This window comes from Enterococcus sp. AZ071, assembly GCF_050499065.1.
Taxonomy (GTDB): domain Bacteria; phylum Bacillota; class Bacilli; order Lactobacillales; family Enterococcaceae; genus Enterococcus_A; species Enterococcus_A ferrettii.
The window spans coordinates 2,755,076-2,776,508 of record NZ_JBIPAS010000001.1 but is presented as its reverse complement, the minus strand read 5'-3'; the positions used below and the strand labels follow the sequence as shown (position 1 = coordinate 2,776,508).

The 21,433-nt window shown below is 42.9% G+C and carries 25 protein-coding genes; 23 read left to right on the top strand and 2 right to left on the bottom strand.

The annotated features are described in order from the left end of the window. From IGI49_RS13780 to IGI49_RS13750, 7 genes are all read left to right on the top strand, one after another. Complete coding sequence (locus IGI49_RS13780; RefSeq protein WP_429962167.1) at nt 1-642, top strand: L-fuculose-phosphate aldolase; 642 nt, start codon at nt 1-3, stop codon at nt 640-642. Between the two features lie 244 nt (nt 643-886). After that, entirely contained in the window at nt 887-2,959 is a 2,073-nt protein-coding gene (locus IGI49_RS13775) for a BglG family transcription antiterminator (protein WP_429962166.1), read from the top strand. A 42-nt stretch (nt 2,960-3,001) separates the two neighbouring features. Then, nucleotides 3,002-3,310 carry a PTS sugar transporter subunit IIB gene (locus tag IGI49_RS13770; RefSeq protein WP_429962165.1) on the top strand — a complete coding sequence of 103 codons (309 nt, stop codon included), beginning with the start codon at nt 3,002-3,004 and terminating at the stop codon, nt 3,308-3,310. Nucleotides 3,311-3,336: 26 nt separating this feature from the next. Next, entirely contained in the window at nt 3,337-4,620 is a 1,284-nt protein-coding gene (locus IGI49_RS13765; RefSeq protein ID WP_207703935.1) for a PTS sugar transporter subunit IIC, read from the top strand. Nucleotides 4,621-4,638: 18 nt separating this feature from the next. Beyond that, nucleotides 4,639-5,037, top strand: a complete 399-nt coding sequence (locus IGI49_RS13760; protein WP_429962164.1) for a tetratricopeptide repeat protein — start codon at nt 4,639-4,641, stop codon at nt 5,035-5,037. A gap of 24 nt (nt 5,038-5,061) precedes the next feature. Continuing rightward, complete coding sequence (locus tag IGI49_RS13755) at nt 5,062-5,928, top strand: class II fructose-bisphosphate aldolase (protein WP_429962163.1); 867 nt, start codon at nt 5,062-5,064, stop codon at nt 5,926-5,928. A 1-nt stretch (nt 5,929) separates the two neighbouring features. Next, on the top strand, nt 5,930-6,547 hold the full coding sequence (locus tag IGI49_RS13750; RefSeq protein ID WP_429962162.1) for an AAA family ATPase: 618 nt from the start codon (nt 5,930-5,932) through the stop codon (nt 6,545-6,547). Nucleotides 6,548-6,596: 49 nt separating this feature from the next. On the opposite strand, the gene IGI49_RS13745 is transcribed toward IGI49_RS13750, so the two are convergent. Further along, nucleotides 6,597-7,331, bottom strand: a complete 735-nt coding sequence (locus IGI49_RS13745) for a GntR family transcriptional regulator (RefSeq protein WP_429962161.1) — start codon at nt 7,329-7,331, stop codon at nt 6,597-6,599. 178 nt (nt 7,332-7,509) lie between these two features. Between IGI49_RS13745 and IGI49_RS13740 the strand changes: the two genes are divergently transcribed. The 10 genes from IGI49_RS13740 to hxlB are packed head-to-tail and all read left to right on the top strand — an operon-like array spanning nt 7,510 to nt 14,854. Next, entirely contained in the window at nt 7,510-8,313 is an 804-nt protein-coding gene (locus tag IGI49_RS13740) for a sorbitol-6-phosphate dehydrogenase subunit (RefSeq protein WP_429962160.1), read from the top strand. A 12-nt stretch (nt 8,314-8,325) separates the two neighbouring features. Beyond that, nucleotides 8,326-8,742 (top strand): PTS sugar transporter subunit IIA, encoded by a 417-nt coding sequence (locus tag IGI49_RS13735; protein WP_429962159.1) that lies wholly within the window; start codon nt 8,326-8,328, stop codon nt 8,740-8,742. Further along, entirely contained in the window at nt 8,736-9,227 is a 492-nt protein-coding gene (locus tag IGI49_RS13730) for a PTS sugar transporter subunit IIB (RefSeq protein ID WP_429962158.1), read from the top strand. The genes IGI49_RS13735 and IGI49_RS13730 overlap by 7 nt, the downstream gene beginning before the upstream one ends. Before the next feature lie 4 nt (nt 9,228-9,231). Beyond that, on the top strand, nt 9,232-9,972 hold the full coding sequence (locus tag IGI49_RS13725; protein WP_429962157.1) for a PTS mannose/fructose/sorbose/N-acetylgalactosamine transporter subunit IIC: 741 nt from the start codon (nt 9,232-9,234) through the stop codon (nt 9,970-9,972). Between the two features lie 3 nt (nt 9,973-9,975). Further along, nucleotides 9,976-10,791: a PTS system mannose/fructose/sorbose family transporter subunit IID gene (locus IGI49_RS13720; protein ID WP_429962156.1), complete on the top strand. Its 816-nt coding sequence runs from the start codon at nt 9,976-9,978 to the stop codon at nt 10,789-10,791. A gap of 19 nt (nt 10,792-10,810) precedes the next feature. After that, nucleotides 10,811-11,980 carry a mannitol dehydrogenase gene (locus IGI49_RS13715; protein WP_429962155.1) on the top strand — a complete coding sequence of 390 codons (1,170 nt, stop codon included), beginning with the start codon at nt 10,811-10,813 and terminating at the stop codon, nt 11,978-11,980. Further along, on the top strand, nt 11,964-12,608 hold the full coding sequence (gene dhaL, locus IGI49_RS13710) for a dihydroxyacetone kinase subunit DhaL (RefSeq protein WP_429962154.1): 645 nt from the start codon (nt 11,964-11,966) through the stop codon (nt 12,606-12,608). The genes IGI49_RS13715 and dhaL overlap by 17 nt, the downstream gene beginning before the upstream one ends. A 12-nt stretch (nt 12,609-12,620) precedes the next feature. Further along, on the top strand, nt 12,621-13,616 hold the full coding sequence (locus tag IGI49_RS13705) for a dihydroxyacetone kinase subunit DhaK (protein ID WP_429962153.1): 996 nt from the start codon (nt 12,621-12,623) through the stop codon (nt 13,614-13,616). Nucleotides 13,617-13,642: 26 nt separating this feature from the next. Beyond that, nucleotides 13,643-14,293, top strand: a complete 651-nt coding sequence (gene hxlA / locus IGI49_RS13700; protein WP_429962152.1) for a 3-hexulose-6-phosphate synthase — start codon at nt 13,643-13,645, stop codon at nt 14,291-14,293. Beyond that, a complete protein-coding gene (gene hxlB / locus IGI49_RS13695) occupies nt 14,294-14,854 on the top strand; it encodes a 6-phospho-3-hexuloisomerase (protein WP_429962151.1) in 561 nt (186 codons plus the stop codon). Between the two features lie 47 nt (nt 14,855-14,901). On the opposite strand, the gene IGI49_RS13690 is transcribed toward hxlB, so the two are convergent. Continuing rightward, nucleotides 14,902-15,855: a sugar-binding transcriptional regulator gene (locus IGI49_RS13690; RefSeq protein ID WP_429962150.1), complete on the bottom strand. Its 954-nt coding sequence runs from the start codon at nt 15,853-15,855 to the stop codon at nt 14,902-14,904. A 219-nt stretch (nt 15,856-16,074) separates the two neighbouring features. On the opposite strand from IGI49_RS13690, the gene srlA reads away from it, so the two are divergent. From srlA to IGI49_RS13660, 6 genes are read left to right on the top strand one after another with little or no spacing between them, the layout of a single operon-like run. After that, nucleotides 16,075-16,608: a PTS glucitol/sorbitol transporter subunit IIC gene (srlA, locus tag IGI49_RS13685; RefSeq protein ID WP_207703941.1), complete on the top strand. Its 534-nt coding sequence runs from the start codon at nt 16,075-16,077 to the stop codon at nt 16,606-16,608. 17 nt (nt 16,609-16,625) lie between these two features. Beyond that, nucleotides 16,626-17,648 carry a PTS glucitol/sorbitol transporter subunit IIB gene (srlE, locus tag IGI49_RS13680; RefSeq protein WP_429962149.1) on the top strand — a complete coding sequence of 341 codons (1,023 nt, stop codon included), beginning with the start codon at nt 16,626-16,628 and terminating at the stop codon, nt 17,646-17,648. A gap of 25 nt (nt 17,649-17,673) precedes the next feature. After that, nucleotides 17,674-18,741 carry a zinc-binding dehydrogenase gene (locus IGI49_RS13675; RefSeq protein WP_429962148.1) on the top strand — a complete coding sequence of 356 codons (1,068 nt, stop codon included), beginning with the start codon at nt 17,674-17,676 and terminating at the stop codon, nt 18,739-18,741. 4 nt (nt 18,742-18,745) lie between these two features. Continuing rightward, the gene (locus tag IGI49_RS13670; RefSeq protein WP_429962147.1) at nt 18,746-19,762 is read left to right on the top strand and encodes a 2-hydroxyacid dehydrogenase; all 1,017 of its coding nucleotides are present in this window, start codon (nt 18,746-18,748) and stop codon (nt 19,760-19,762) included. 23 nt (nt 19,763-19,785) lie between these two features. Next, on the top strand, nt 19,786-20,181 hold the full coding sequence (locus IGI49_RS13665) for a transcriptional regulator GutM (protein ID WP_429962146.1): 396 nt from the start codon (nt 19,786-19,788) through the stop codon (nt 20,179-20,181). Beyond that, complete coding sequence (locus IGI49_RS13660) at nt 20,178-21,431, top strand: NAD(P)H-dependent oxidoreductase (protein WP_429962145.1); 1,254 nt, start codon at nt 20,178-20,180, stop codon at nt 21,429-21,431. The genes IGI49_RS13665 and IGI49_RS13660 overlap by 4 nt, the downstream gene beginning before the upstream one ends. Nucleotides 21,432-21,433: the final 2 nt, after the last annotated feature.

The window sequence follows — 21,433 nt, the reverse complement described above, 5'->3', positions numbered from 1 at the left end:
ATGAATTATTTAAAAGAACGGGAAGCGATTGTTGAATACGGCAAGAAGCTGATTACTGAAGGGTTAACGACAGGTACTGGCGGCAACATCAGTCTTTTTTTAAGGGAGGAAGGTGTTATGCTGATCAGCCCTAGCGGCATTCCCTACTTTGATACCAAAATGGAAGATATTGTCGTGATGGATTTAGAAGGGACTATCGTTGAGGGCGACCGCAAACCTTCGAGTGAATACGACTTGCATGCTATTTTTTATCGCAATCGTCCAGATGTTAATAGTGTGGTTCACACGCATTCTGAATATGCCACCACTTTTGCTTGTTTGCAGCAGGAAATTGAACCGCTGCATTACATCATCGGCTCGATTGGAGAAAAGGTTCGTTGTTGTGAGTATTGCACCTTTGGCAGCTATGAATTAGCCGAAGAAGCCTATAACAAAATTGGTAAAGATAAAGGAATTTTGTTAGGAAATCATGGTGTTTTGACGATTGGCAGTACGTTGTCTCAGGCTTTTGAAATCGCTAAAGATATTGAATTTATCGCAAAATTAAATTACCGTGCGCGCTGTATTGGCACCCCTGTTTTATTGAACAAGGAACAGCTGGCGGAAGCAGTGGAAAAATTCGGCACATACGGGCAGCAGTAAGAAAAGCACTTCTTAAAAGCAGGACTCTCATTAACAGAGTATTTTTGTTAATGAGGGTCTTTTTTCTATCATTTATTAAACATAAAATAACGTTGTTTGGACGTTGGGAACTGATGGAGGGTTTGCTAAAAAATCAGCAAACCAATCAGAGCGCTTACATTTTTGCACAAATATGTGGCAATAATCTCTACTTATCAAGAATTGTTGCCGCCTATATACTTTGTTTAGACGAGGGGATAAGAACATGAAAGATCGAACGATTAACATTCTAAAGCTTTTTATAACTACTGACTATCCTTTGGACTTGCCAGCACTGGAGGAGAAATTCCACATCAGTGCTCGCACCATTCGCAATGAATTGAAGGAAATCAATGCCTTTTTAGTACAGAAAAAATTTCCTGAAATTGAAAATGTTCGCAAAAAAGGATACCAGCTGGTTCTATCAGCTGATCAGCGAAAGCAATTGAACGAATTTACTAAGAAGGTGGGAACCCCCGAGTATCTGGAAAGAGAAAATCGGATTTTTGATTTGATTTTAGCTTTTTCCTTAGGCCAACGCCCGGTTTTTCTCTATCAAAAGGAAGAGGAGTATCTCATCTCTAAAAGTACCTTGGATGAAGACATGCGGCGGGTTCGAACGACGTTGCAAACCTACGGAATTGAAGTATTAAGCATTGCTAAGCAGGGAATTGTGCTTCGTGGAGCGGAACGGTCCATCCGCACGATGATCTATGACATCATTAACGACACGGTTGGGGTGATTGATCCAGAGAAGGAACATTTATCCTCGTTAAATCGTTCGATTCTTGACCAGTATATTCCGCTGTCGCTATTGCAGAAGCTGGATCAGCTGTACGACCAATCTATCTCATCGGTTGAAGACAATATCTACCGAAATCAGTTAATTGTTTTTACCGCTGTGTGGCTCAGCCGCTTTCTAAGGCAGGATATGATTGCCAGTACCGCTTGGGAAGTTGTAGATACACCACAAAGTGAAATTCGTGATTATGTGAATGCGATCTGTAATAAATTTGTGATTCATCCGCCGGAAATTGAAATTAAGTACATTGTGTTTATGCTGAATACCTTCAACTCGCGGGATATGAACAATTCTATCGAATGGGTGCAGGCTCAACTGCTATCGATTCAACTGATCAAATTTGTTGAAACGCAAACCAAAATTCCTTTTTCTCGCAAGGAGGAAGTCCTGCAGGAAGGCCTGTATAAGCACATCGCCGGATTAATTAATCGGGTAAAAAGCGATGTTCAAATTGTGAATCCCTTAAAAGAAAATATTCAAAAGAACTACGGCAATATTTACACAGCTATTCAGCAATTCACACCAGAAATTGAGAAATGGACCGGGAAAAAATTAAGTGAAGATGAAATCGCTTTTCTAACCATTCATTTTTCTACCTCGGTTAGTGCGATTAATCAGGATCTTCATTACGTCTACAAAGCGGTGGTGATTTGCAACCACGGAATGGCAACGGGAAAACTGCTGTCGGAAAACTTAAAGGAGCTTTTCAATATTGAAGTATTAGCAGTATTAAGCTCTCGAGAGATCGACTTGATCGATAAGCTGGATGTGGATCTAGTATTTTCCACCGTTCATGTTTCTTACGATAAGAAGCCGCTGCTGGAGCTGGACCCGATTATCAAGGAAGAAAGCAAGAAGAGGATTCAGCAATTTTTAACGGAGAACAGCAAATATAAACGTTTGATTAACAACAGCAACGATTCTACTCACTTGTTTTACACCTTGATTGACATTATTGAACGAAGCCAAGGTCAGGTGAATGGTGAAATTTATAAAGAATTGGAAATAATTTTTGATCAAAACCATTTAGTGATCAATAAAAAGGAGATTCAGCCAATGTTGAAAGATGTGTTAAAGGACAGTGCCATTCTGTTGAAGCAGCCTGTTCACGATTGGGAGGAAGCAATTGAGAATGTAGCTGAGCCTCTATTGAAGGAAGCAGTGATTGAAAAAAGTTATGTGGAGGCCATGATTCAATCGGTCAAGGAGTTCGGACCTTATATTGTGATAGGCAAGCATATCGCGTTAGCCCATGCTCGACCGGAAGATGGTGTAAATCGCTTGGGTCTTAGTGTAGCCACACTAGAAACACCAGTGGAATTTGGCAACGACAGCAATGATCCAGTCAAAATCGTTTTTTGTCTGGCGGCAGTGGATTCCTTCTCCCACTTAAATATCATGAAAAGCCTGGTGGAGTTGATCAACGATGAAGAAAAGATTGACCGCTTAAGCGAGTTCACTGAGATCGAAGAATTCAAAGCCGTGTTGTTCAGTTAAGCAGGAATTAATTTTTTAAAAATAGAATGGAGCGAAATGATTATGGGAAAAAGAGTAGAGATTTTATTTGTTTGCGGTGCAGGCTTAGGCAGCAGCTTTGCCGCTCAGATGGCAGCTGAGGATGTTTTAAATGCACACAATGTCGATGCAAAATTGGATCATGTAGATATTTCAACAGCTGCTTCGGTTCAGCCGGATGTAATTATTACTGCCACTAATTTCCAATCACAGTTTGAAAAGTTTTCGATTGATGAAAGCAAAACAGCAATTGTTTTCTTAAAGAATATCGTCTCAAAAGCAGAAATCGAAGAAAAATTATTACCAGTTTTAGCAGAAAAAGGCGCTTTGTAAAAAATTAGCATAAAGGAGACAAAAAAATGGGTGTAGTGAATTTTATTATTCAAAATATTTTGACACAGGCCTCAATCACAATCGCGTTAATTGCCATGTTGGGCTTGGTTCTGCAAAAGAAATCAGTGGGACAAGTAATCTCTGGTACCTTGAAAACCTTGCTGGGCTTCCAGGTGTTAAGTGCCGGCTCCAGTATTATCGTGGGCAGCTTAACCTACTTCGGTGAAATCTTCACAGCCGGCTTCAATATGCAGGGGATTATTCCTTCCATTGAAGCAATTAATGGACAGGCGATGAACGAATTAGGTTTAGGCCGTGATATTGCGTTAACCTTTTTAGCCATTTTTGTTTTTAATATTGTCATTGCTCGCTTCACTAAATGGAAATATATCTTCTTAACTGGTCAGGCAATTTTATGGATGGCTACGATGACAACTGTCTTTGGTTATTTCTCTGGCCTGCGGGGAATCGTTTTGATTCTAGTAGGCGGATTTGTTGGTGCCGTCTTTGCCGTTGCTATGCCGGCAATTGCTCAACCGATTATTCGTAAGATTACTGGTTCCAATGATATTGCCTTAGGTCACTTTTGCACGATTGGTTACATGTTTGAAGCTGGGGTTGCTTACATTTTCGGTGAAAAAGGCGAAAACAAAAAATCAATCGAAGATATCAATTTGCCAAAATCCTTTGAATTCCTGCAAGATACTTATCTATCGGTGATGGTAGTCATGGTGCCGTTGTACATTATCACTGCTGCCTTCGCTGGAGCAGGAGCTGTAGACACTGGTTCTCAACATTACTTGATGTATGCGTTCTTGCAAGCAATCCAGTTCGTCGTTGGGGTTTATGTCCTGCTATCTGGCGTCCGTCTGTTATTAGGAGAAATCGTGCCAGCCTTCCGCGGAATCGCTATGAAGCTTGTGCCGAATGCAGTGCCAGCCCTAGATTGTCCGGTATTCTTCCCGTACTCACCAAACGCAGTTATTTTAGGCTTCATTACAACAACGATTGGTACGATTATCGCCATGTTTGTTTTACCGATGTTCGGTTTAGCTATGATTCTGCCAGGAATGTTAACGAACTTCTTTGCTGGTGGTACCGCCGGAATCTTCGGAAATGCAGTTGGTGGACGACGAGGTGCAATTATCGGTGGGATCGCTCACGGGTTCTTTATCACCTTATTGCCAGCTTTATTAGTAACAATTTTCAATCAAATGGGCTTCGTCAATGCCACCGCAACCGATGTTGATACTGTTACGGTCGCTCTATTGTACGCATGGATCTTAAGCCCCATCTTAAAAGCCTTTTAGGCTGGAAAGGAGCACCTTATGTTTGGCTTTTTCAAAAAGAAAGAAAAGGAAATAGCTGAGGTAGTAGAAACAGCTTTGACTGAAGAGGAAAAGCAAGCCTTAACAGCCAAGCTTCAGGAATTAACCGCTCAAATTGAAGCGGCTGATCCAGCAGAAAAAGAAGAGCTGGCTCAATTACATGAACAGCTGGGTCTCACCTATGCAGAATTAGAAGAGACAGAGCAGGCCATCAAAGAATTAGAAACCAGTCTGGAGTACAAACTCACCATCAAGGACGGCTACAAAAAGTTAATGAGTCTCTACAACGCCAAGCGAGCTGAAGCTGCCCGCAACGGCGACGATGCAGGGATTGATTATTATATGGGCAAGATGGACGACATGCGCCAGATTGCCAAGAAAGTCACTATCAGTGGATAAAAAAGAAAAGAAGGTATTGTATACATGTATAAAACACTCAAAGAAGTCACTCAAACTGCCACAGAATTAAACATGACCATTGGCGCCTTTAACACCCATAATTTGGAAATGCTGCCGGAAATGATTCGAGCCGCTAAAGAAATGGGGGCTCCGATCATCATCCAAACCAGTATCGATACGGCTAAATATATTGGCTACAAAGTCATGGTAGCGGTAGTCAGGGAAATTGCAGAGGATGAAATGGTGGATGTCTGCCTGCATTTGGATCATGCACGAGACTTTGACGAAATCAAAGCGGCCATCGATGCTGGCTACTCTAGCGTAATGTACGATGGGTCGCATTTACCCTTTAAAGAAAATATTGCCAAAACTAAAGCGGTAGTTGAGTATGCCCATGCCCACGGCGCTTCAGTGGAGGGTGAACTAGGCACCATCGGCGGAACCGAAGAAGGAATTTCAGTTGCAGAAGACGATAAGGTTTATACGAAACCTGCCGATGCAGTAGAATTTGTCGAACAAACCGGTGTGGATGCATTAGCAATTGCCATTGGAACTAACCATGGTCAATTCAAATCCAAAACGGAAGTCAATATTCCTTTATTAAAAGAAATCCATGCAGTTGTCGATATTCCATTAGTAGTACATGGCGGTACTGGAGTAAAAGAAGAAGATTACCCTGAACTAATCAACCACGGCATTCGCAAGTTTAATGTCGGAACCGAATTGCTGGTAAATTGGACCAAAACTGCGAAAGAATCCTTTGCCGAAACTGAAGTCAACAAATCTCTGCGCCATAATGTAATCCCGGCAAATATCAAGGTAAAAGAGATTGTTAAACACAAAATTGGGCTTTTTATGAACGTAGACAGTCCGCTAACATTGAAAAAATAAGATGAAAAAATACCTGATCTTACTGGCAGGGAGTCCAGCAACCGGCAAAACCTATTTAATTAATGAAATCAAAAAGGAGCTGCCGGAGCTGTTCGTCATTACCCCAGATGAAGGCAAAGAGATTCTAGCAGATTCAGTTGGGTTTAACAGCCTAGCAGAAAAAGCGACATTAGAACAAAAAGTCTGGAAGTTTTATTATGGGGTATTGGATTTATATATGGAAGCAGGCAAACGGGTAATCCTTTCAGAGTATCCCTTCAGTCAAAAGCAAGCGCCTAACTTGCAGGCGTTAGCAGAGAAATATGACTATCATATCATTACCATTCGTTTAGTGGCTGATTTCGACGTTCTTTGGCAGCGGCGAAAGGTAAGAGATGTGGCGGATGATCGGCATTTAAGCCACATTATGACCAACTATCACTTTGGCGATCAGCTTACCGAACGTACTCAAGCGGATGCATTGATTACCGAAGAAGCCTTTCGCCAGATAATCAGCGATCGGCGCTACCACCAATTTCAATTAGGGGAATTAGTCGAGTTTGATGTTTCAGACTATCAAAAAGTAGATTATCAGCCATTTATTCAGGAGCTGAAGGAACGGATTGAGGGAAATCGTTGAAAAAAACGGCAACTTAGGTTACTATCCTAAGTTGCCGTTTTTTGCGTTGCTACTTCTTATTCAAAACAATTTTAAAGGTAGAAATTAAGCCCTTATCTCTAGCAATTGAGTACTCAACCGGCACATTATTGCTGTCATAGGTGACCGTTTCAACTAATTGAATCGCATCATTTTTCTTCAGGTTTAACTGCTTGGCATCCTCAGGACCACAGTTAATGGCGGTAAATTTTTTCTCCGCATAAGAAATATCAATAGTATAAGTATCCTTCAAGATATCAAAAAGTGAGATTTTTGAGAAATCAAACTTGTCTAAATTGGCTGCCAGCGGAGCTGGTACATAAGTTGTCACAATTTCGGAAGGATGATTTTCAATTGAGCGCAAACGCTCCAATTGGAAAAAGTCTTCAAATTGGTCATTAAAGACCTTGCGCGTTGTATCGTTATTTTCAATCCGCTTAATCGCTAACAATTCGGTGCTGGTAGACAGCTTCTTTTTTTGCGCCTCTTCATCAAAGCTTCTTAATTCGGCTAAATCCCAGTAGAAGTTATTGGCTTTCTTGACAAAGGTTCCCTTGCCCCGCTTGCGTTCCAGATATCCTTCGTTGACTAATTGATCGACAGCTTGTCGGATTGTTGTACGGCTGACATCGTACTGATCAATCAAAGCCACCTCAGACGGTAAAGCTTCGCCTTCTTTAAATTTTTCCTCTTTAATGTTTTTAATAATGTCCTCTTTTACCTGGAAATACAAAGGAATTGGACTGGTTTTATCTATTGGTTGCATACTAAGATCCCTTCACTTATCAATGTCATGACGTCATTACCAATTGTATTGTAACAAGTACACAAAAGAAATGCAAAATAAATCTCTTGAAAACGTTGACAACAATCTCTAATTGTACTATTCTGTGATTGTAAGAATGTAGAGACGTCATGATGTCATTATTTTAGGAGGTTTGTAAATGGAAGAACGTTGGATCGATCTTTCGCAAAAGGTAATTGTGGTCACTGGAGGCAGTATGGGGATTGGTGAAAACATTGTCCGCAACTTGTTAAGGAATCAGGCAGAGGTGGTAATTGCCGATCGGGTGGAAAATGAAGAATTGGCAGCAGAAGCTCACGTAACTTATGTCTCTTGCGATATCACTAAGAAGGCCGATGCTGAAAAATGTATTGCAGCGGTCATCGAAAAATTTGGTCGAGTGGATGGCCTAGTGAACAATGCCGGTGCCAATCGCCCGAATCTTTTAGTGGATTACTATCAGAACGATGCAGCCCATGAAATGAGTGAAGAGGAACTGGATATCATGTATCAGGTGAATCAAAAAGGCTTGTTCCTCATGTCGCAAGCAACGGCTAGAGAAATGGTTAAGCAAAAAAGTGGAGTCATCGTGAATATTTCCTCTGAAGCAGGAATGGAAGGCTCCAAAGGACAAAGTGGTTACTCTGCTACAAAGGGGGCTGTTAATTCCTTTACACTTTCTTGGGCGAAGGAGCTGGGGCAGTTCAATATTCGGGTAGTTGGCGTAGCACCGGGAATCAATGAGCCGACACCCATGGGGAATCCGCAGCATATGGAAAAACTAGCCTATACCCGAGGGGTGAAGGCGGGAGAAATAAAAAGTGACTACACTCAGATTATTCCGTTAGGTCGGGTGGGCCTGCTTCAGGAAGTAGCCGATTTAGTCAGCTATTTGCAATCGGATCATGCTTCCTACATCACTGGCACCATTATGAATATTACCGGCGGAAAATCACGAGGATAGAAGGAGCAGGCGATGAAAAAAGTAGGAATTGTACTGATGACCCACGGGAATTTTGGTCAAGAGCTGCTGGCTTCTGCGGAATTGATCATGGGAGAACTGAAAGATGTTTATTCCATCTCGCTAGAGGCAGAAAAGGAACCAATGGAGCTAATGACAGAGCTGCGAACCATTTTGGCGAATGGAATGGATCAATACATCATCTTGGCGGACTTATTTGGCGGGACACCTTGCAACGTTGCAGCTGGATTTTCACTAGAGGAGAAGGTAATCGTTCTATCGGGAGTGAACCTGCCGATGCTGATTGAAGCTGAAATGGCTCGGATGCAGGAACACTATGACGGACTGACAGATAAGCTGATTAAGAGTGGTTCAGAAGGAATCAAAGACGTGAAAAAAATCATGCAAGAGAGGAAGGCGGAAAAATGTTAGAGGGCATTAAGCTAGTAAGAGTTGATTTTCGTTTAATTCATGGACAGGTCATTACCAAGTGGAGCAAGTTAACTGATGTCAAATCGATTATTGTCGTAAACGATCAATTAGCTGCGGATGAATTCATGGCCGATATCTATGTAATTGCAGCGCCACCTGGTATGCAGGTAGATGTCATTTCAAAGGATCAGTTTGTAGTGGCAGCCAGAGCTGGCAACTACGACGCTGGGAAAAACTTAGTGTTGTTTAAAAATATCGAAGATGCGCGGGAAGTGGTTGAAAAGGGAGTGAGCTTTAAGCAAGTACAGGTAGGCGGGTTAGGCAGCGGCAATGGTCGAACGTCCGTTGTGAAGGGAATTTCAGTCGATCGATCCGATATTGACAATCTTAGCTATATGCAGGAACAAGGCGCAGAAGTCACCTTCCAAGTTACACCAGAGGAACCAAAGTTAAGCTTAGAAAAAGCTAGTAAGAAAGTGGGTTGATCTTATGTTAGGAGTTAGTATTTTTACAGGTATTTATTATTGGATTATGAAAACGGATATTGGCTACGGAATTACTCATGCGATTCGTCAGCCTCTGTTCTCCGCACTATTTATTGGATTAATCATGGGTGATATGAAGCAGGCCATTATTATTGGGGCGGCGGTTCAGATTTTGTACATTGGACTGGTAGCTGCCGGATCGAATTTACCGGCCGATGATTGTTTGGCCGGACTGATTGCTATTCCGATTGCACTACGGTCAGGGCTTTCAACAGAGCTGGCGATTGCGATTGCCGTGCCAGTTGGAGTGATGGGTGTATTTATCGATCAGCTGCGGAAGACGATTAATGTAACGTTTGTCCATATGGCTGATCGTTATGCAGAAGAAGCGAATACCCGACAAATTTTTATGTGTAACAACGTATATCCGACAATTTTGAGCTTCTTCCTGCGCTTTCCGATTCCGTTTTTAGCGAACTATTATGGAGCGGATGCGGTGAACAGCTTTATGGAAAGTGTGCCCGAGTGGTTAACCCACGGCTTCTCTATCGCCGGTGGTTTACTGCCAGCTTTGGGATTTGCTCTGACGATGTTTGTTATTGGGAAAAAAGAGTTACTGCCATGGTTCTTCATTGGCTATTTCCTGATTCAATTTAGCGGTATTCCTGTTTTAGGAGCGGCCATCTTCGGGTTGTGTGCCATTCTACTGATTACAATGTATCAAAAAGCCGGAGCGGAGGGGTAAAAAATGGAAGAAAAGAAAATCTCTGAAAAAGAAGTCAGAAATGCTTGGTTGCGCTACTACATTACCTGTGAAATGGGGATTTCCTACGAACGATTGCAGGCGGTTGGTTTTTGTTCTTCGCTGATTCCGATTTTGACTAAGCTCTATCCGGACAAAGAGGATTTGAAAGAAGCCCTGCAGCGGCATTTAGTTTTCTATAATACTGAAGCGGTTTTTGGCTCTGCAATTAACGGAATTGTCATCGCCTTGGAGGAACAAAAGGCCAACGGTGAGCCGATTGAGGATGATGCGATTACGGGGTTAAAAACCGGATTGATGGGACCGTTAGCCGGAGTTGGTGATTCTATTGACTGGGCAACCTTGAAGCCGATTATCTTTGCATTAGGTGCCAGCCTATCAGCTACAGGCAACGCGATTGGTGCCTTTGTGCTGCTGTTGTTGCCGATTTTGCAAATTGCCATTGGGACACAACTTTCGGTTTACGGCTATAAGATGGGTCGAGCTTCGATTCGTGAAATCTTAAGCTCTGGTCGAATCAAGGAATTGATCAACGGTGCCAGCACTTTAGGACTGTTCATGATGGGGGCTCTTTCCTCCAACTACGTCAGTCTGAGTTCACCACTAGAATTCAGCTTTGGCAATGGCAATGAACCCTTTGTCGTTCAAAATATTATAGACAGCATCGTGCCTGGCTTATTACCGTTGTTAGCTGTACTAGGCATTTACTGGTGGTTAAACAAAAAGAACCAAAAAATGGTGATGATCATGCTGATTATTTTGGCCATCTCATTATTGGGAGCAATCACCGGCATACTATAAACGAAGCGAAGGTGTAAAAATGAAAGCAGTACATTTTGGGGCAGGAAGTATCGGCCGCGGTTTTATTGCCGACTTACTTCATGATTCCGGCTACGACATTGTTTTAGTCGATGTGAATCAACAGCTGAACCAGCAGATCAATCAGAAGCAGCTGTATCATCTTTATGTCATTGAAGAAAATTATCAGGAAAAAACAATTAATCGGGTGCGGGCGCTATCTCCAGTCACTGAAGCACCAGCCGTCATCCAAGAAATTCTGACTGCCGATATCCTGACAACAGCCGTCTGGGCAGACAATTTAGACAAGGTAGCACCAACGATTTCAGAAGGCTTGCATCGGCGATTCTTGCAAGCAAAGGAAAAAATCAATGTTTTGGCTTGCGAGAATGCGATGTTCAACAGTGAAATTCTAAAAAAAGAGATTTTGAAGCTAGGCCAGCTGACGGAAGAACAGCTGGAGCAAGCCGCAGCATTTCCCAACACGGCGGTTGACCGCATGGTATTAGAGGATCAGCGGGCGGGGGAAAAGGTCATCAATATCGGGGTAGATTTTGAGCTGGTCATTGAACGCAACAAGTTAGCTGATCCAGCAACAGAACCGATTGAAGGCGCTGAATACACCGATGATTTACAAAAATATATTGAGCGTAAGCTGTATATCATCAATTGCGGTCATGCCTGGGCAGGCTATTTAGGAGCAGTTCAAGGCTACGAGATTATGTCAGATATTTTTGCGAATGAGCCCCTGGTTCAGACAACTAAAGAAGCAATGGGAGAAGCTGCTGCATTATTGGCGCAAAAATATGGCTTTAGTGAAGCAGAGCTGAAGGCGTATATCGATTTTGCGATTCGTCGGTTCCAAACACCAGGTGTAGTAGATACGGTCGCCCGGGTTTGCCGCTCGCCGATTCGCAAATTGGAACCTAACGAACGTTTAGTAGGGCCGGCAGTTCAATGTGAAGAGCAGGGCTTGAAAAATCAGCGTTTATTAGAAGGGATCGCGGCTGTTTTTCTATTCCAGCAGCCGGAGGACGAACAGGCGGTCAAATTGCAGGAGTATGTTCAGCAGCATGGCATAGAAGAGTCAATTGAACACTTTACCAGCTTGAAGCAGGGCAGCCCCATGCACGAACAAATATGTGGTTACTATCAAAGGTTGAAGGAGCAGGCCAATGACGAACGGGTTTAGAAACGAAGAGGGCTTAGCCATTGTTCAAAAGATCATTCAAACGGTCCAAGTCAACCGTGAGTATTTGAGTGAGGTTGACAGTGTCGGCGGTGATGGAGATCACGGCATTAATATGAACAAGGGGTTTACGATGGCTGAAAAGGAAATCAGTCAGCAGGAAATTACTACCATGAGTGAAGGCTTTAAGGTGATTAGTAATGTCCTGGTGAATAAAATTGGGGGCTCGATGGGGCCGCTTTACGGCAGCTTCTTTCGGGGACTAAGCACGGCCTCTCGCAAAGAAGAGTTGATTACAAAAGACGTTGTAGGAGCAATGCTGGAAAAGGCTTATCAAAATATCGCGATGTTGACTGAAGCCAAGGTAGGCGACAAAACCTTGATGGATGTACTGACACCAGCAGTTGAAACCTATCAGGCCAAACAGCTAACCGTTAGCTTCACCGAATGCTTGCAGGCGATGGTTCAAGCAGCTGAAACGGGTTTGGAATCAACCAAGCAGCTAGCGGCAAAAGTAGGCCGAGCAAGCCGAATTGGTGATCGATCGATTGGTCAGCAGGATGCCGGTGCAACTTCCTGTTGTTTGATTTTGACGGCTTTTGCGGAAGGAATTCAAGGGTTATTAGACTAAGGAGGAGATAGCTTGCAACGATTTGTAAATGATCCAGATTATGTAGTAGAGGATATGCTGAAGGGCTTTGCATTGGTCCATCCGGAAATTCAGATTTCCCCTCAGAATGATCATGTAGTGGCAATGAAGGAGAAAAAAGCAGGCAAGGTAGGTGTGATCACTGGTGGCGGCAGCGGACATGAGCCGGCCTTTCTAGGTTACGTTGGGGAAGGGATGCTGGATGCTGTAGCAGTCGGAGAAGTTTTCGCTTCGCCCCCTGCGCAAGCCTTTTACGATGCCATGCTGGCAGCAGATGCTGGTTCAGGCGTTGCTTGTCTTTTTGGCAACTATGCCGGCGATAACATGAATGTGAAACTGGCGATTCAGATGGTCGAGTATGAGGATATCGAGGTCAAATATGTGGTAGCAACCGACGATGTAGCTTCTTCCCCCAAAGAAACCAAGGAAAAACGACACGGCATTGCGGGCGGCTACTTTATGTGGAAGGTTGGCGGAGCCAAGGCTGCAGCCGGAGGCAGTCTAGCTGAAGTAATCGAGGTTGCTCAAAAGGTTGTCGATCGCACGCGTAGTATTTGTGTCGGCTTGGAACCTTGTACGATTCCAGCAGTAGGATCCCCCAATTGTGAAATCGAAGAAGGAACGATGGAATTTGGGATTGGACATCATGGCGAGACCGGAATCCGTAAAGAGGAGCTGAAAAACGCGGATGCAATCGCTGAGGAGATGGTTCAAACGCTGTTAACGGATTTTGATTTCAGCGATACACGAGAATTTTCAGTGATGGTTTCTGGCTTAGGCAGTACGATGCTGATGGAGCAATATATTTTAGCTGGAAAAGTCCTGGAATTGTTAAAAGACCAAGGGCATCAGATCCATCAGGTTTATGTGGGCAATTTTGTTACTTCCTTGGATATGCGAGGAGCTTCATTAACCTTGATCGATTTAGATGACGAGATAAAAGAGTTGATGGCAGCGGCAGGTATACCAGTAGGGATGAAAAACTATTAAATATGCAGGGATGAGGAGAGCAAGGAATGAAATTACAGTTGGCATTAGATGAACACAAATTAGAGGATGCGTTGAACTTTGCAGAACAAGTGGCAGAATATGTAGATATCATTGAGATCGGTACACCTTTTGTCATTGATTCGGGGATGGAAGGGGTTCGCCGCTTCAAAGAAAAATTTCCTGATAAAGAAATTTTATCCGATGAGAAGATCATGGATGGCGGTTATTATGAATCACAGTTAGGATTTGAAGCTGGAGCAGAGTATGTGACGGTGCTAGGAGTCAGCGATTTAGTGACTATTCAAAATTGTGTCAAAGCAGCCGAAGACTTCAAAAAGCAGATTGTGGTGGATATGATCTGTGTAGAGGATATGCCGCAGCGAATCAAGGAATTAGAAGCAATCGGTGTTCATGTTTTAGCTGTGCACACAGGTGCAGATGTACAGGCGTTAGGCCGCACACCCTTAGATGACTTAAAAATCATGATCAAGCACGCTGAAAAAACCAAGATTGCAGTAGCTGGTGGGATCAGCAGTCAAACCATTCAGGATTATGTCGTTCTGAACCCAGACATTATTATCGTGGGTTCAGGAATCACACGAGCTGAAGATCCTGTTAAGGAAGTACAAATGATTAAGGCTGCGATGGATGCACAAGAAAAAGTGGGAGCTGAGTAAATGACAGAATGTGAAAATTTACTGGCTATTATTGCTGAGCTGGCTGAAGATGCCAAGCAAGTAGACCAAGAACAGCTGAAAGCCATGGAAGAATTAATTATGCAGGCTAAACGGGTCTTTATCGTGGGGGCTGGTCGTTCGGGTTTTGCGGCTCGGGCATTCTCTAATCGATTAATGCACTTAGGCTTTGATTCGCGCTTTGTGGGCGAACCGACAACTCCTTCTATTCGTAAAGGAGATTTGCTGATTGTTGGCTCTGGTTCCGGCAAAACGGAAAGCCTGGTAACGATGGCTAAGAAGGCTAAAAGTGAAGAGGCCGCCTTAGCAACAGTGACCATCCATCCAGAGAATACGATTGGGTCCTTGGCAGATGCCTACATTCGGATTCCAGGAATCTCTTCCCGCGAAGCTGCCATGGAAAAAGCTCCTTCTATTCAACCGAACGGCTCTTCTTTTGAACAGCTGTCTTGGCTGGTTTACGACAGTATGATTGTTGATTTGAAAAAAGCGACAGGGCAAGATCAAACAGAGATGGATTATCGCCACGCGAATATGGAGTAAGTAAAAGCAGCAGGTTCCTTGAAACTAAGGGACCTGCTGCTATTTTTCTATGCATTTGGATTATCGGAAAGCATTCGATGTGCGATCACATCGGTAGTAATTAAATCCGTGATTAAATGATTCTTACAGGCATAGTAAACTCCAGACCACTTGTCTTCATGGTGGGCGATGGCTACCACCTGAGGAATTTTTTTCAAGTCTGCGATCCCAACCCCAATGACATTGTTGTTAATGTCATGATTAACTTCTTGACCTTCTCTATCAAAGAAACGGGAATTCACATCTCCGACAACCCCCAGCTTTTCTAACTCAAGAATATCTTCTTTTGTTATATATCCAATCTCCTCCATCGTGTTTACATGGTAAGGCGATGAGATGCTGACGATTGCTAGAGAGACATTTTTAGCCTCTTCTAAAATACCCTTGATATAAATGTTGTTTTCAAATTCCTGTCGCATTAAAGGATTGGATACCAGTGCTGGCGTATACAAATACTTTGATGTGCTGCGAGTTTTCCTGGCGAACTCATAACATAGCTGATTGGAGTGAATATCGAAATGATCCGTACCCATCCCGCCAATTAAGGGAATAAAGACCTTGTCAGGATAATTCTCAAAAGGAAACTGGGTAACTAGGCTCTTGATTGATTTACCCCAGGATACCCCGATCGAATCCGCTTTTTCAATGTTATTTTTAATTGAGATCGCTGCGGTTTGTCCCAATACCTTCTCTACTTCAGAAAAAGATAAATTGCTGGTGTCGATCACGACAGCTGAATTTATGCCAAACTCTTTTTCCAATTTGTTTTCCAGATCAATGGAATAGACATCTTCGCTGTTAATAAAAAATTCGATAAAGCCCTTATTGCGGGCGGCGATCAGCCATTTTGAAATAAGAGAGCGTGAGACGCCTAGCTTTTTCGCTATCTGCACCTGTGTTAGCCCCTCTTTGTAGTAGAGCGTGGCAACCTTCAGCATATTTCTTTCTTCGGATGTGCTCATATCTCTCCTCCTTCTATACGCAACGCTTAAGTACCTTTTGCGTACTGTTAAGACAGTACCATTTTATACCATATCGCTGAAAAAAAAAAGTAAAAATATCATTTGACATTTTTTGTGTCACTTGATATATTGTTCTCGAAAGTATCATTAGACACGATTTGTGTCATATGATACGAAAACTCGCGCGAGTGTCATATTCCAAATTTTAGGAGGAAGGTTATGGATTTTTTAGTAAAACTATCAGACGGTTTCATCGGAATGTTTCAAGCAGGAGCTGACACATTTGTGGGGTTCCTTACCGGAATTATCCCACTACTCATTACGTTAATTTTATTTGTAAACGCTTTGATCAAGATCATCGGTGAGGAAAGAGTTTTTGGCTTCATGCAAGCATGTACTAAGTTTATCGTTTTACGTTACACCTTGATTCCATTTCTGGCATGTTTCTTTTTAACTAATCCGATGTGTTATACCTTTGGACGATTCTTAAAGGAAGAACACAAGGCAGCTTACTATGACTCAACCGTATCAATGGTTCACCCAATTGTTGGTCTTTTTCCTCATGCGAATGCCGCGGAATTATTTGTTTATTTAGGGGTTGCTGCTGGTTTTGAAAAGGTGGGGAACCAAAGTGAACTGGCCCTTCGCTATCTATTAGCTGGTTTTGTCATCATCTTGATTCGAGGAATTGTTACTGAACGAATTGCTGCTATTTTATCTAGTCGTGACAAAAAGAAAGCTGTCAGTGCTTAACGAATGGAGGGAAAAGGATGAGTAAAACAGTAATTGTTCATAAAGGAAAAGGTGGTTGGGGTGGCCCATTAACCTTGGTACCAGATGTGAAAAAACGATACGTCATTAGTGTAACTGGTGGAGGAATTCATCCAGTAGCCGAAAAAATTGCTCGATTAACAGGAACAACGGCGGTTGATGCGTTTAAGAATCCAGTAGAAAAAGACGAAACCTTAGCAGCAGTGATCGACTGTGGAGGAACGGCTCGCTGCGGTACCTATCCACGGATGCGTATACCAACAGTCAATGTGAAGCTGCAGGCACCTTCTGGACCATTAGCGAAATTCATGACGGAAGATATTTTTGTTTCAGGAACAACAGTAAATGATTTGGAATTAGTTAATGGGAATTCCAGCAGTTTAGAAGAAACTGTCGTTCAAGAAATAAAAGAAGAACCAATTGTTAGAGAGATGGAAGAACCGACACCGGAAGCAGCTGCGACAGCATCGGAAGAAAGCTACGAAAATAAAAAAGGGTTCATTGGACTGATTGATAAAATAGGCCGGGCAGCTGGGAGCTTTATCAATATTATGTATCAGGCGGGACGTGAGACGATTGAAACGGTTATGACAAATATTTTACCGTTTATGGCCTTTGTCGCTACCTTAATCGGGATCATTAATTATACCGGAATTGGGGATTTAATCGCAAAAGTCTTGTCACCATTAGCTGGAAGTCTGATAGGATTGGTAATTTTAGGATTAATTACTAGCCTACCATTTCTGTCGCCGTTATTGGCACCAGGAGCCGTTATTGCATCAGTGATCGGGTTGCTAATCGGTACAGAAATTGCAAACGGAACCATTCCAGCCCATTATGCACTACCAGCATTATTCGCTATCAATTCACAGGTTGGCTGTGACTTTGCACCAGTAGGTATGACTCTTGGCGAGGCTGATCCGGCAACGATTTCCTCTGGTGTTCCATCCATTCTTTTCTCACGGGTGTTAACTGGCCCATTGGCAGTTGTGGTTGCTTACTTCATGTCATTCGGACTGTAAAAATAATTTAAGAGGTGAAGGGTAAATGATTCCTGAAAAAATTAAGTTTGGCTGCTTACTCAAAAAAGGAGTAGCCGAGGTGAAAGAAATGAAATTGCCAGAGCTCAAGGAAGATGAGCTTCTTGTTAAGCAAGAAGCCTGCAACATCTGCACAACTGATTACCAGCAATGGCTGGGATTGCGTGAGCATCAAGGCTATCCTATGGCGGGTGGACATGAATGTTCAGGAACAGTGATTGCTAAAGGAACTGCTGTTGGCGACACTTATGAAGTTGGCGATAAAGTCAGCGTCGTCTATGACTATTGCGGTTATTGTGATGAATGTAAACACGGCGAGGTAACCAGCTGCGAAAACATCAAGCAGTTCGGTAAAAATTACTCAGAGGACTATTATGGTATCTTCGGTTTTGCCAACTACTTTATCCGCAAAGCAAAAAGCTTCGTGAAAATGAATCCCGAATTGCCACCATCAGAAGCAGCTTTTGTAGAGCCATTATCATCAGTGATTCAAAACATGAAGAAGCTGCGGGTGAAATCCGGTACCGATACCGTAATTGTAATCGGTGCAGGAACTATGGGTCTGCTAAATGCAGAAACAGCACGGGCCTTTGGTGCTAGGGTAATTGTTTCTGAATTAATGGAGAAGAAGCTGCAGGTAGCACAAGCGATGGGTTTTGAAACCATCAATCCTAAAGAAGTAGATGCGGTTTCTAAGGTGAAGGAATTAACCAATGGTAAGGGAGCCGATATCGTAGTGGTAGCCGTAGGTGCTACTGCAGCAAATAACCAAGCCTTGGAAATGGTGAAACCGAAAGACGGCAAAATATCCATGTATGCTGCCGGATATCCATCACCGGAAATGGATGTTGATTCTAACAAGATTCATTACATGCGCTTAGAATTAATCGGAACCTATGGATCAACATTGGAAGACTTCTCTGATGCAGCTGAAATGCTGAACACTGGACGGGTGAATGTTTCCAAATTGGTAGAAACGCACATCCCATTGGCTGAAATTCAAGCAGCTTTTCAAGCAGCAAGTACCCCAGGCAACTTCCGAGTGTCTGTCACATTAAATGAGGATAGGAGTTAAGAAAATGGCAAAATGTTTAGCAATCGCGGACCTTTTCATCGATCAGGAAATGATGGAAAAAGGACTCTCCTTGTTAGAAGAAAATGGAATTACTGTTGTCGCTAAGAATTGGAAGCATGAGGACTTGGAGGCCCTGCAAAAAGATAATATTACGCTGGAAAAACAAGGCAGTGAAGCTGTTGATTTGCCAGAGGAATTACTAGCGGACATTGAAGAATATGACTATATCATTACGCAATTTGCTCCGATTGGCAAAAAAGTTATCGACCAAGCAAAAAATCTGAAATTTATCGGTGTTTTGCGAGCAGGGATTGAAAACGTCAACCGCAGCTATGCTGAAGCAAAAGGGATCACAGTCTTTAATACACCTGGGCGCAGCGAAACCAGCGTTTCAGAATACGCTGTCGGATTGATGCTGTCAGAAATCCGCAATATTGCTCGAGCAGACCGCAAGCTGCGCAATGGCGAGTGGGAAAAATACTATCCCAACGGTGTATTGGCACCAGAATTGAAAGAGTCAGTAGTTGGTTTAATCGGCTATGGGGCAATTGGACAGAAGGTAGCTAATTTAGTTCGGCCCTTTGGCGGTAAAATTATCTTCTTTGACGACTATTTCACTGGAGACACACCAGATACTCAAGTTTCCTTAGAAGAATTAGTCACTCAAGCCGACATTATTTCCATGCATTACCGACTGACACCAGAAACTAAGAACATGTTGAATCGCGAGTACTTCAAAAAGATGAAGTCTACCGCTGTAGTTATTAACAGTGCTCGTTCAGGGCTAATTAATGAACAAGATTTAATTGAAGCCCTGCAAAACAAAGAAATTACTGGAGCAGCAGTGGATGTCTTTGAGCAAGAGCCGCTGCCAGCTGACCATCCTTATTTAACGCTGGAAAATGTGACCATCACGCCACATATCGCAGGATCAACGATCGGTAATTTCGCTAATTCACCGAAGATCTTAGCGAACCGTATGGTGAAGGAATATCTGCCAACCGCTGTGACAGTAAACTAAATCATTCATAATAGGAGAACACAATGATCGATCTTCGCTTGGTATTCATAATTATCGCTTTACTACTGTTAAATCTCGCTACCTCAATGAGTCATGCCAGCTATTATCGGAAGACACTGCGAAGCATGATGGAACGAAATGAAGAAGGTTTTCTTGGTGTAGGTATGGCCAACAGCAAATTAAAGGCACGCATGGTTACCTTGATGCTGGCAGACAAGAACGGTGTAATTACTGAATGCCAAGTGATGTCAGGTCTAACCGTTTTCGCCAAATTTAAAACCTGTCATGAATTAACCGGTTGCAGAATTCAAAACCTGTCAGCAGAAATTCAAACGAGTAAATACAAAGCATCTATCGAAGAAGCCATCAAACTAATCCAAATTGAAATGGATAATAAAAAATCGGAGGGAATAACATGACACTTTATGGAGAACTGTTAAAACGTCAACAAGAAGGAAACCCAATTCGCGTCGGAGTAATCGGGGCTGGGCAAATGGGCCGCGGCATGATCGCCCAAATTGCGACGATACCTGGCATGATCATAACTGGAGTCAGCGATCTGTTCGTAGAAAATGCTGAAAAAGCCAAAGAAGCCTATTTAGCCTCTTCAGAAGTAAAAAATGATCTGCTGGTATCGGCGGATTTTAAGGAGATTATTCACTCTGACTTAAACGAAGTAATTGTTGATGCTACTGGTGTTCCTGAGGTGGGCGCCAAAATTGCGCTGGAAACCTTAATTGCCAAAAAACATTTGGTCCTATTAAATGTTGAAATCGATATTACCATTGGACCATTGATGCATAAATTATATGACTCAGCTGGTCTCGTTTATACTGGCTCTGATGGAGATGAACCAGCAGCGACGACTGAATTATTTGAATTCGCAAAATCAATGGGAATGGAAGTCTTAGTTGCCGGAAAAGGCAAAAACAATAAGCTGAAAACGACTGCCAATCCTGATACAGCTGCTGAAGAAGCCGCCGGTAAGCATATGGCAGCTCACATGCTGGCGGCCTTCCAGGATGGAACAAAAACAATGGCCGAAATGAACCTGCTCTCTAATGCGATTGGTTATATTCCAGATAAGGTTGGAATGCACGGCTTATCCGGTGATGTGGACTCAGTAATTAAGGATCTTGATTTGAAAGAAAAGGGCGGCGTCCTTTCACAATACGGGGTAGTAGAATATGTGGATGGCTTAGCACCTGGTGTCTTTGTCATTGTTAAGGGGCAAAATGCTGATGTGGCTGGTGAATTGAACTATCTGATGAAAAAAGGCGACCGGGAGCATCACATTCTGTACCGACCATATCATTTAGCCAGCTTAGAAACACCCATTACTATTGCTAAAGCCGTTCTGCAGCAGGATCATGCCATCATTCCAATGGGGGCACCAATTTCAGAAACTGTGGCCGTCACTAAAAAAGCGATCAAAGCTGGAGAAAAATTAGACGGTATCGGCGGTTATTGTGTTCGAGGCGTTTTAGAAACACATGCCGACATGGACGCACAAGGACATATTCCAATCGGTTTAATTTCTGGCGAGGTTGTGGCTAAACGCGACATTGAGGCTGAGACTTTCATCACAGAAGATGATGTGGAATTGGATCAAAGTACCTCAGTGTGGCAATTACGCAAGCTGCAAGATGATACTTTTAAAGGAGCTTAAGC